8 protein-coding genes are annotated in these 11863 nt (G+C 41.1%); all 8 read right to left on the reverse strand.

Features of this window, described 5'->3' with window-relative positions:
* Positions 1-2 precede the first annotated feature (2 nt).
* Positions 3-2588 carry an alpha-mannosidase gene (locus tag IGJ12_RS12325; protein WP_420694349.1) on the reverse strand — a complete coding sequence of 862 codons (2586 nt, stop codon included), beginning with the start codon at positions 2586-2588 and terminating at the stop codon, positions 3-5.
* Between the two features lie 2 nt (positions 2589-2590).
* Positions 2591-3727 (reverse strand): PTS fructose transporter subunit IIC, encoded by a 1137-nt coding sequence (locus IGJ12_RS12330; protein ID WP_086316458.1) that lies wholly within the window; start codon positions 3725-3727, stop codon positions 2591-2593.
* The gene (locus tag IGJ12_RS12335; RefSeq protein WP_005234408.1) at positions 3717-4034 is read right to left on the reverse strand and encodes a PTS fructose transporter subunit IIB; all 318 of its coding nucleotides are present in this window, start codon (positions 4032-4034) and stop codon (positions 3717-3719) included. The genes IGJ12_RS12330 and IGJ12_RS12335 overlap by 11 nt, the downstream gene beginning before the upstream one ends.
* Before the next feature lie 23 nt (positions 4035-4057).
* A complete protein-coding gene (locus tag IGJ12_RS12340; protein ID WP_005234407.1) occupies positions 4058-4507 on the reverse strand; it encodes a PTS sugar transporter subunit IIA in 450 nt (149 codons plus the stop codon).
* A gap of 1 nt (position 4508) precedes the next feature.
* Positions 4509-6413 carry a BglG family transcription antiterminator gene (locus tag IGJ12_RS12345; protein WP_420694348.1) on the reverse strand — a complete coding sequence of 635 codons (1905 nt, stop codon included), beginning with the start codon at positions 6411-6413 and terminating at the stop codon, positions 4509-4511.
* Between the two features lie 303 nt (positions 6414-6716).
* Complete coding sequence (locus tag IGJ12_RS12350) at positions 6717-8546, reverse strand: lantibiotic ABC transporter permease (RefSeq protein ID WP_086316460.1); 1830 nt, start codon at positions 8544-8546, stop codon at positions 6717-6719.
* Positions 8521-10785, reverse strand: coding sequence for a glycosyltransferase family 2 protein (locus IGJ12_RS12355; RefSeq protein WP_086297732.1), 2265 nt, complete (start codon positions 10783-10785; stop codon positions 8521-8523). Before IGJ12_RS12355 ends, IGJ12_RS12350 begins: the two co-directional genes overlap by 26 nt.
* Positions 10782-11822: a bifunctional glycosyltransferase family 2/GtrA family protein gene (locus IGJ12_RS12360; protein ID WP_008380912.1), complete on the reverse strand. Its 1041-nt coding sequence runs from the start codon at positions 11820-11822 to the stop codon at positions 10782-10784. The genes IGJ12_RS12355 and IGJ12_RS12360 overlap by 4 nt, the downstream gene beginning before the upstream one ends.
* Positions 11823-11863 lie beyond the last annotated feature (41 nt).

The following is an 11863-nucleotide window of genomic DNA, read 5'->3' on the forward strand; positions in this document are numbered from 1 at the left end:
TCCTAGTTTTTAGTTAATAAATAGGTTGCTACTCCATAAGCGTGGATAATATGATCCGCTTCAAGCGGTTCTTCTAAGGCATTGATTCGCTGATATTCGTACCCATTAAATAATTTTTTGGGCTCAAGAGGACGTTCTTTGCTCGTTGAATTGACGAAACGGACAACGATTCCCTCAGAGTAATAAGCATTATGGAGCGCACTGACTCCCACACCTGGTTCTAAGCTGCAAGACAACAAAGAAAGAGACATGTCGGTCAGAGATAATGGATCAATGCGCTTTTGAATTTTATTGTCTATACGATAAATAAAGTAATTCAAATCTTGCAATTGATAAGAAATCGATGGCTGTTCTTTAACAGTTTTCCAAGTAGCCAACAACTCTTCAGAAATAGCTGTTGATGCGACCCTTAGGGAAAAATCGAAGACCATCTCATAGTTTTCCATTTGAGCAAGAGGTGTTTCCATCATAATATGTCCCTTTTTGGTTGTATCGCCAGAAGCACGACCTGGTCGATACAACAAATCTGGTTTTCCTAGAGAGTCGGTTGCAGCTAGTACCGTTACATATAAGGAGTCATCGATATATTCATACTCTTTGCTCTGCTCGCTATAAAAAACGAGGGCGTTCTCTTGATCATAAACAACCACTTGTTTTTCAAATGGTTCAATATTGACAGGTTTTTCTGCATATTTTTCTTGCCAATTTTCCAGTGTTTGATTTCTTTTTTCAAGATAGCCAAATTGAATGGCCGCAACCGCTCTTTCTATCGGCTTGTTTAATCGAGCTTTCACTCGAATCCGATGATTTAAAAGCGTATTTTTAAAACGTAGCTTTGCGTTTACCTCACCATTTTTTGTCAGTTGGAGGGTCAATGTATAAGCGAATGTTTTGGTGGCGATTCCTTTCATCCGTTCTTCGATCGTATACGGTAGCTGTAAACTTCCTTCCAAAGCCAATGTTTCTTGCTTCCCATTGCAGCTGGCAAAACGAAGCGTGATCGGTTGATCATTCAAAATAGGCGAATAGTCATACGTATCACCGGCATTACTATCATCGATGATCGACAAGAAATCCACGATCTGTTGTTTTCCATCTGAATAAATCAGGTTGCCGTCTTCAAAGGAAAGCATGTATTTTCCATTTCTAATCCATGTGTTTTGATCTAAAGACGATTCGGGAGTTGTCTCTTGCTCTTCAAATGTAAGGACTTGATAACCAAGGCCTGAAAAGGCACAGGTCACTTGAACGGTTAACAGATAATACCCCTCTTCTTCAATAAAACGGTTGCCAGCCGGAGTTTCTTCCATAATATTTTTCCTGCTTGGGATATACACTGCTTCAAGTACAGATGAATCAGCTCCAATAACCTTGATATTGTTGGTTCTGGATACGATCTTAACTAATTTCTCTCCTTGAAATGGCACTGGTGTTGGATGAAGAATCAGAAATTGGTTGGCTTGTAAAGCGAGTCCTTCACTGATTCTTTTTAAAATCAAATTTTCAATGCTCTCACAAATCTCACTAATTTCTTTTAACCGATGACTGATATCTTGTGCAACACTATCTGATACACAGCCTGCCAAACTATCATGGGCTTGACATTCAAATAACTTTTTCCAAGCTTTCATTAGCAAGCGATTGCTTAATTCGATCCCTAAATCTTTCGCAATAACTAACATTGGTTCAATTTCTAAAACTAATTTGTTTTCTAATCGAAAAATCTCACGTTTCAGATCCATTCGTACAGAACCAATCGTTTTGTGAACCCGTGCAAAAACCGGTGCACGAAACTCTCCTTGATAAACTTCCAGTTCTTTTTGACGGACGATCTCCATAAATGCTGGATAGGTGCTCAATTGATACTTGTATTTTCCAAGCTGATTGATTTTCGTTAGTTTTTCTTCTATGGCAGAAACAATGCCTAACTGATCATTTCCAGTTGGAATCAAAATTTCAGGTTCATTCGCGTAGCTCTTAATAAAATCAACACCTTTATCGAGTCTGCCATCTACATAACTGCTCGTTGGCTCCAATTGCTGCTGTGCACCATATCCTTGAGGAAAATTCACCGCATACAGTGAACCTTGCCCACTTAAACTCGTCCATTTAAAGTAAGGGGATTTGACCTGTTCCCCTAAATCGATGCCTCGCCAAAAGATAATGTTATCAAGTCCAACTTCGTTCAATATGGTTGGCATTTGAGCATTAAAACCAAATGTATCTGGCAAATAGCCGATCGGCATATAGCTGCCATATTTTTTGCTATCAAATATACCAATCATGGCATTTCGAATGATGGACTCACCAGAAGCGAAAAAGGCATCTGTTTGGGTGTACCAAGGACCGATGAACAATTGACCATTGGCGATCAACTCTTTGACCTCAGTCAAGCGCTCAGGATAGAGTTCTAAGTAATCGTCCAGAATAGACAGTTGTCCATCTAGCACGAAAGAAGCAGTCGGTTGCCTCTTTAGTTCTTTTAGTACATCACTAAATAATTGGTCACTCAAAACGACACAGTCCATCGAAGTAAAATACCATTCACGATCCCAATGGGTGTGGTTTACTATGTGTACATTTGTCATAGCTATGCTTCCCACTGCTCTTCCCAAGCCGCTTCGTCAAACTCTTCCATCGTGGCATCTGTTTCTTTCCCCGCATCTTTTGAACGTAGCAAGCTTGTACAAATCGCAATGAATAATGAGCCAGTAGCAATCGATAAAACATACAGTGGCCATTTTTCTACGGTGAACCAACCATAAAAACCAGAGATTGGCGCTGTATTGACAGCTCCTAGACCTACAGCCATTGCAGAACCAATCGCTGAACCAATCATATTCACTGGGATCACTTTTAGTGGATTTTCCACCGCAAATGGGATCGCTCCTTCTGAAATACCTACTAGTCCCATAATGATCGACGATTTTCCTGCTTCTTTTAGTTCGTTATTGTATTTATTCTTTGCAAAAACAGTCGCTAATCCTAAACCAATTGGCGGAATGATAATCGCCACTTGTGCTGCAGTGTTTGGTGCATAAACGTTACTTGTCAATAAAGCCATCGCGGTTGTCACAGCTGCCTTATTTACTGGCCCTCCAAGATCAAATCCAACCATTGCCCCTACAACTGCCGCCATCACGACCGCATTTCCGCCACTCAATCCGTTCAACCATGACTCTAAGCCCACATTGATAGCTGCAAATGGTGTACCGATCACATAGTTCACAAGTAGGACAGTGACTAAAGTACCTAAAACAGGAACTAAGAACACTGGAACTACCGATGCCATCGATTTTGGCAGTTTGATATGGTTTTTGATCCACAAGCAGATGTACCCAGCGATCAACCCTGAAACAATTGCGCCTAAGAAGCCTGCGTTAATGTCTTTTACTAACATACCTCCAACAAGACCAGGGGCAATCCCTAGCTTATCGGAAATCGAATAAGCAATAAATGCCGATATTACGGGAAACATCAGTCCTAACGCAATGCCACCGAATCCATCTAAACTATGGAGTAATCGGATAATCGTATTCGCACTTTCTCCATGAGAGGCGTCCCAAATATCAACAATCCCAAATATTGATCCACCTACTCGAGAAATCGCCATGATAACTGCTCCGGCAATCACTAGAGGAATCATATAAGATATTCCTGTTAAAACATGATTTTTCATTTCACTTGCCAACTTTTTCATCTGATTTTCCTCCTCTTTATTGATCAATCAGCTTTAATGCATCTTCAATTACTTTTTCTGCGTTTTTTATAGGGGCTGCTACCGGGACTTTGAGAATCATTTTGCCATTGAAACGCTCCTCATTTCTCACTTTCGTATCAACGGCAAAAATCACGACTTCCCCAATTTGACAATCCCGCTCGTTCAATTCATTTTCGATACCTGTTGCTCCTTGTGTCTCAACCTTGATTAAATCGCCACGTTTCGCTGCTGCTTTTTTTAGCGCCTGTGCCGCCATAAAGGTATGAGCAACTCCTGTGGCACACGCCGTTACTGCAATAATTTTTCTCTTCATTCGTCTTTCCCCTTTTCTCCATTTTATTCGCTTAATAATTTCGCGATAATCTCTTTATCTGTTTCGCTTTTCAGCGCTTCTGTGATGTCTTCATCCATCAATTTCATGGCAATTTCTGATAAAATCCGTAAATGGGTGTCTCCTTGATGTTCTTCAGGAATAGCAAGCATAATCACAACCGTTACCGGTTCATCATCTAAAGATTGCCATTCTAATGGTGCCTTTAACCGAGCAAAAACGATTGCGGGTTCAGAAACTGCACGACTTTTTCCATGAGGGATAGCTATATTATTGCCTATTCCTGTGGTCGAGTGATCTTCTCTTTCCATGACTGATTGAACATACTCATTTTCGGATTGAACGATTCCTTCAATTACTAATATTTTTGCTAATTGACGGACCACTTCTTCTTTAGTGGTTGCCTCTAGACCAAGAACAATATGTTCAAAAGGTAGTAGTGTTTCTATATTCATTTTATGTTCCCCCTTGTAAATACTTTTTTAATTCATCTTTCGTCCCTTTAAGGAGGAAGGTTCGTTCATCTGATTCCATCACATTAAGCATCGTGTCATAGATTTCCTCAAGGTCTTGTACAGTTTCATCCTTGATACAGATGAAAAAGACATATTTCACCTTTGTTTCTCCCCAGTGGATCTCATTATTAAGACGTAAAAATACAATCGCTGATTTTTTCACGTATTCTGGCGTCCCATGAGGCGTTGCGAATCGTCCAAAAGAAGTAAAGGAAAGCTGTTCCCTTTTTAGGGAAGAATTAATCATTTCCTCGATCACATACCCACGAGTAACCAACTGCTCTCCAATAAATGTAATCACCTCTTGATAATTTTCAAAATGATGATCTAAAAAAATCAAGTCCTCGTGAATCAGTTTCGAAAACTGACTGAAAGAACCATTTTGCTTTTCTTCGACATTTTTTAAAAAGGTTTCTATTTTTCGCTGCTCATCTTTATTCAGTACAGGTGAAACATTGATTGTTGGAATCGAATCGATTTTTAAATCCACTGTCGATAAAATCAAGTCCTCATAAATATTGGTCTGAATCAACTCTTGAATAGAAAGAATTCTGGAAATATCGATTTGCTCATAATTTCTCCGAATGCGAGCAGCTAATAGTTGTGAAGTGCCTTTCCCACTGCTACAAACTAATAAGACACTCACTTTCTGCGGTTGTTTTTCTTCTCGCTGTTCTTTCATCACTTGGATGTGTACGGCCAAAAAAGCAACCTCATCTTCGGGGATCGAAATCGAAAACTGCCAATTTAAGGCATGAGCTAATCGAAGCGCTTCCTCAAAAGACAAAGGGAAATTCTTCTTCACATCATTTAGAAACGGGTTATGAATGACTAATCCTTTTTGAATGCGATAAATAGCTTCTTTGATATGTGATACCAATCCTAACAAAAGACTTTCATTGCGTAGGGAGATCGTCTCATGAATCAATTTTCGTATCGTTTCATCAAGAAAATCATCGGAGTCATTCTTCTTCATCAACGAATCCCCATAGATATGAAGCGAAATATAATGAACTTCCGAAACTGGCAACGACAGAGAAAACGTTTCTTCTATTGATGCGATAAATCGATAAAAAGCTCTATTCTCCATCAAAGGATGGCTTCTTTCTTCGAAAGTCAGATAATTCTTCTCTTTGACCCGATCAATCATGATGATTAGATGAAGCAATAGTGAGTGATAGGCAGCATCATTAAGCGTAATTTGTTCTTTTTTCAAATACTCTTGTAAGAGCGTATCAACTAAAGAAATTTTTGTCAGGTCAATAAAATCATTAACAAACTGAGGAATTCCTTGAATCGAATGCAAATAGCGTTGCTGCTCTTGTGTTATTTTCCAATTTCCACCCCAGAAATAGTAGATCAAATCAAATGCTAAACGACGTTTTTCTTGTTCTGACAAATTCAAAAAGGAACCCTTCCCCGGTAAAACTTCAATCGTAACGTTAAAATGACGAAAGATCTCGCTTACCTGCCCCATGTCATTTTCTAAAGTTGATTTACTGATGTAGAGTGCATCTTGCAGTTGTTGACGCGTAAAATACGTTTTTTGTTTCAGTATTTCAAAGCAAAGAAACTGAATACGATCTTTTTTGCTCGTCGGTAAGTTTGATTCCTCGTGCCCATCAAGATACTTTAGAATTTCAGCTGAATCGCCATCAAGAAATACACCTACTCTAGGTTTGCGAACAAGCCTTATTGCTGTTTCCTGCAAAAATTCATCAATTCTCTTTAGCGATTGCGAAACTGTCTTTTGCGAAAGCGACATATGCAACCCAATTTTAGCAACCGTTGTTGGTCCATTCTCTAAGAGATATCGAATAATTGCTTTTTCCCGTTCACTGATCATGAAACTTTCACCTCGTCTACATTTCTAATGGTAGCTTTTTCTCAAAAAAATGAAAACACTTACTTTTACTGCATTGATTACAGTAAATCATAGGCACTGAAAATATTGCGCCGTTTTTTTATTCATGTGTACCCTTTCGTTTAATCCAGATTATTTACATATCTTTTGGTATTTTCATAGTATAGAGGATATTACTCAGTGGGAACAGAAAAAAAATACCAATGAACAAACGATACGTCTGTTTCATTGGTATTTTTACTATTGATTCTCTAATAAGGAGACGCGCTTGAGAAATTCCTTCATCTATTGCCCCAACACCTCCGCCACCGAATAAACACCAGGGGCAAAGGTCTTGCCTGTTAGCTTCTTCGTCATGGCATTAAAGGTATAGTGCTCTTCTAGGACGACGACTTCATCGTATTGTTTTAATAGCGTGCGAAAATCTGCATCTGATAAGAGGAAATTCTCTCGGCCATCGACATTGGGTGAAAACAAGTAATATTTGCCGACATAGCCAACTAAGTAGCTGTCTACTGCTTCTTTATTGGTACTGACGACCAAGTATTTTTTCTGGTTTAGGTCAAAGCGATCGCCAGTAACGGCTGAAACTTGTGCTGGAATCGAAGCAGCATATTCACGATTGGTATAACGCATGCCATTATTTTCTGAAAGGATCAGCAATGTCGCAAAAAATAACAGAATCAAGGTACTGTATTGATAGATTTTTTTTGTGGTCAAGCTGGCAAAACTACGGTAGTTTCGCCGATCGATCGCTTGTTCATGATACAAATGATCAATGCCCCGGACCATGAAAAAGGTCATCAAACCTAATGCCAAGATCACAATACTCGAAGCATAGCGATCGAACCCTGCCAAAGACAGTGCTTCATCAGTGGGCATCGAGAACAAGAACATGGCGTAAATACCCAAGTAATAGAGACCAATAATACCATCGATCAACAGCAGTTCTTTTAGAAATGGATTGCGTTTTTTTATAATAAATCGGACAAATAGCCAACTGCCCAACAGGATGACCTGGATCAAGAGAATCCCTTGCGTGGAAACCGTCGTAACATCCGTGATCGTTTTGACAAAAACATCCGTAATCTGCTGCAGTATCTGAGAATCCTTTTCACCAAAAATCTGTTTATAAGCGGTCACGCTGACTTCATGCTTCGATTTAGGAAAATTCGCTTTGACATGCAGGTTCCAAAGAATCGCCGGCAGGACAGATAGCCCAATGGCAGCTAATCCTACAATCATCAAGCCTAGCCGTTGCCGCCAACGAATTGATGCCTGCCATAAGCAGACTAGTAAATAGCCACCTAAAATCAGCAGAAAAAAGACGGCACTATTTTTGACCAAATCAAGAGAGGCGCCAATCAAAAGAAAGTAGCTGATTGAAGGCAGCACTTTGCCTTTTAAAGAAAATAACCCGGAGATGCCTGCCAAAGTTAAAACGGGAAGAATGAAGTCTACCAGCAAATTATTCATTCGAATCGCAATATTAAAATAATTGAATACGGCCATGCTGGTGAAGACCAAGACAAAAGCCAGCTTTCTTTTCGGATCACGAATAATCGCAAAAAAACTATACAGACTACAGAAAATCAAAATCAATTGACCAATCAGCAAGACATTCTCATGATAGCCAACGATGATTGCTGTATAAGTAACAAACAGTGAGCTGCCTAAAGGATAGGAAGTAAAACTGATGATGGCATCGGTTGCCGTTGGCAATTGTCCCTGCGTATAAAGGAATTTAACGATCGTCGCCCAATGAGAGAAGTTGTCATAGTGGGTCAAATGACTGTGAAGCAATGTTAAAACGAACAAAGCAAAATAGCCATAAAACCACAGCATGATGGGCTCTTGTAAACCCCAGCGCACCTGATGGCGCTCCTGCCAAAAACGCCAAACGCATAATAGTAAGCCAAGACCAAATAAAAACCAGGCCCCCCAGATCAACCATCCTTTGGGACCATATGCGACAAAGGAAAGAACGAGGATCGGCAAACAGCAGGCAGCGATCCAGCTAATGTATTTGGTAAAATGACAAACTCGTACAAAAAGATAGGCATAGCCAGCTAATGATAAACCAAATAGACTAAATCGCAGCAGGATCTCGATCATCGTCTGCCTCCTTTCTCAGCAAGCTGTCTACCCATTCTTGGAGGGCTACTGTGGAACGCAGCTCTGAAAGATTGCTTACTTGATATATCACTTGATTTTCTTTTGGCTGAAGCGTCGCTTTTTCAGCGTGAAGCACAAGATTACTGATCGGTAAGTTTAGATGGACCGGCATCTCGACCTCCTCTGTTTTTGCCAACGTGAACTGATCAAAACCAAATGTTGTGACCGCATAGGTTCCTTCATCAAAGTGCCATTTTTGATCAATGGTCAGTATGGGCACTCTTTGAGGCGGCAATGGCTTTTGTTTGGCTTGCAGCAGATGCTTACCGAGATTTTCAAAAAGACTGTCAAAGAAGGTCATCCACGGATCCCGCAGAACCGGCAGGCTTTGATTGAAGCCATCATAAATGATCTGCAGATAGGCTAAGTAATCTTTTTCTGTCAACTGGTTTAAAGCAACGCCATAGACCCATCGATCTTTTCCAGAAAAGACGCGGACAATATTTCCAGTCATCTCTGCTTGGTAGCCATTACGGGTGATTTTAAAAGTCAGCGGCGCATCTGGCGGAAAATAAAGAGGAACGTCAGAAACGAAGGACAAGCCATTTTCTGAGATATTTTCTGTCATCAAAGAATAGCTGGCGTCTTGGTCGGAAACTTCAACAGGATAATGGGCTCTGAACCGTTCCGTCGTTCGATAAATCGGGCGACCGAGATAAAATAAGACCGCAAAGGTTAAGTTAAAGAAATGGGTCAGCAGCCAGAAGGTCAACACACTGCCGTAGAAAATCTCTGAGCCGAATTTGCCGTAATTAAACTTCACTAAGCCGATAATCGTCAAAATCAACAGCAACAAATGCGGCACCACAAACAACAAGTCTTTTTTAGACTGAGTTGCTGCTTTATTAGTCACCTTGAAGCGGGTCTCTTTGATTCCAATGGCTTGCAAAAAGACAGGAATCACTAGGTAAGGTGCAAAAATCGTTTCCTGGATCTCGCCCCAACGCTGCGTTCGAATATCACTGCTCAAATCCTGCATCGCCAAATGCAAGAACGTATAGCTTGGCAGCCAAAACAGCAGCAAGACCCAAAAGTTTGTCTCTACGACCCTTACATTAAAGACGGTGTACAAAATCGGCGCGAAAATAAATAGTAGCCGTCGTAGAAACGACCACCAATACAGATAGCTGTTTAAGAAAACCATTTTTTGCGCCAAAGACAACGTCTTATTCTTAAAAAGATGGAGATTGTGGACACTTTGGACCACTCCTCTTCCCCAGCGAATTCGCTGCTTTAAGGCACTTGGGATATCAATTGGAGACAGACCGCTGGCCATTGGCTGCAGTGTTGATAAACTGCGATAACCTTGGCAATTGATCAAGGCGCCTAATTCAAAATCTTCCGTGATCGTGTCCGTCGGAAATCCGCCAGCGGCTTCGATCGCTTCTCGTGCAATCACCGTATTGGAACCTGTATAAATAGCGGTATCATGGGCGTTGTTCAAAACATTGACTTCTCTGGAAAAGAAGTCCTGCTCGTTAGGGATCGCCGCTTCTGAAAAAAGATTGTACTGAAAAAGATCCGCATTGTAAAAACTTTGCGGTGTTTGAACAAAGCCCAACGGTTTGATGGTCTGGTCATTGCGGCGTTCCTGCTGATTTGCCACAAAATATGGCACTGTTTCCAGCAAAAAATCTGAGTAAGGAATCATATCTGCATCAAAGGTCGCCACTAGCGGCGAATTGGTTTTTGATAATGCATGATTGAGATTGCCTGACTTGGCATGCTGATTGCCGATCAATCCGATATAGCCGATGCCAAATTTATCTGCCAGTGCTTTGACCTCTGGACGGTTGGTGTCATCTGACAAATAGATGTGAACTTTTTTGGGATCGGGGTATTTCATATGAACTGCCGCATTGACCGTTTTTAATAAAAGCGGCACTTCTTCATTATGAGTAGCAATCAACACATCGATCGCCGGATAGTCGGCTTCTGGCACGACCGGTTTTTCAAAGGGCTTTGCTTTGTTTTTGTTCCAAATCAACAGCAAGCCCGTAAAGTTCGATACGATCTCACTGCCCCAAAGCAGCAAACCAAACAGCAAGGCAAACCAAGACTCGTGCCATGGCAATGTATACAGCCCCCGCCATGATAAATAGATCAGCGAAAAGACAAACGCCAGAAAGTAAACGACTTTTTTCGCCCAAGGCAAACGTTTTTGTTCCACCTCAATCACTCCTTAAAGATGACATTTTTTTGCACATGGTAACTAAAGAAAAAGAGCAGGCAATCGACGCCTATTTTTAACAACACAGAATCTCCGATCGGTAGGATCAAATAAATCAGGTAGACGAGAAAAGAGGACAGCAAAATCTGTACGATCACCAATAAAAAATACTGCAGCATACTGTTCTTTGTCCGTTGACCAAAAACAAGCTCGCGATTGATGTAGTAATTGACGATCGCCGAAATCAATCGGGCACCCAACGAAGCGATCACGATGGAGGACAGATTGATGACAGACAAGAAATGGATCAATAACGCATAAGCGATCACATCGACAAAAAAGGAGACCACAGATGAAAACAAATACTTCAAAAAGACGCTATAGATAGCGACAGAATCTGCCAAGACCCGAAAATGGGAAGAGGCATTTTCTTCAATATAGATGGTTGCGATCGGTTGTGAAAGAATCGGCCACCCCCGCTTCTGGGCTTCGATTAGCATCCGCGTTTCATATTCAAAACGCTCACCTGAGATCGCCAACAAATCTGTCATGAATTTTCGAGGGAAAACCCTTAAGCCCGTCTGCGAATCCTCAATAGCAAGACCAGTCGCTAAACGCAGGATATTTCGGGTCAAAATGTTGCCGAACTTACTCCGCAAGGGCACTTCTTTGCCAAAGGATCGGGTCCCTAAAATAATGCTGTCCGGATGGGCTTGGGCCTTTGCTAAGCAAGCCATCATATCGGTATACTCATGCTGCCCGTCCGAATCAATGGTCACCATAAATTCAACAGCTGGCTGGTTTGTCAGCACTTCAGTGAGAGCGGTTTTGATGGCTGCGCCTTTTCCCTGATTCTTTGGATGGGTCAAAACCTGACAACCAAACTTCTGTTCCAATGCCGAAAAGACGGACTGATAAGCTGCCCCACTGCCATCATCCACGACCAAAATCGGCAGGTGCTGATTATGCAAACGAATTTTCTCCACCAGAGCCAGCAGTTTGTGGTCAGGTTCTAGCGAAGGAATCATGATTAAACTATTTTCCATATGCGCTCCTCATTTAAGGTAGTATTTTTGAAAACAAAAAA

The sequence above is a fragment of the Enterococcus sp. DIV0802b genome (assembly GCF_050543535.1).
Classification (GTDB): domain Bacteria; phylum Bacillota; class Bacilli; order Lactobacillales; family Enterococcaceae; genus Enterococcus_D; species Enterococcus_D entomosocium.

Excerpts from the sequence above, each read along its gene's own strand:
- IGJ12_RS12350 (WP_086316460.1), bottom strand. The coding sequence starts at position 8,546 with ATGATCGAGATCCTGCTGCGATTTAGTCTATTTGGTTTATCATTAGCT.
- IGJ12_RS12335 (WP_005234408.1), bottom strand. The coding sequence starts at position 4,034 with ATGAAGAGAAAAATTATTGCAGTAACGGCGTGTGCCACAGGAGTTGCT.
- IGJ12_RS12345 (WP_420694348.1), bottom strand. The coding sequence starts at position 6,413 with ATGATCAGTGAACGGGAAAAAGCAATTATTCGATATCTCTTAGAGAAT.
- IGJ12_RS12325 (WP_420694349.1), bottom strand. The coding sequence starts at position 2,588 with ATGACAAATGTACACATAGTAAACCACACCCATTGGGATCGTGAATGG.
- IGJ12_RS12340 (WP_005234407.1), bottom strand. The coding sequence starts at position 4,507 with ATGAATATAGAAACACTACTACCTTTTGAACATATTGTTCTTGGTCTA.
- IGJ12_RS12360 (WP_008380912.1), bottom strand. The coding sequence starts at position 11,822 with ATGGAAAATAGTTTAATCATGATTCCTTCGCTAGAACCTGACCACAAA.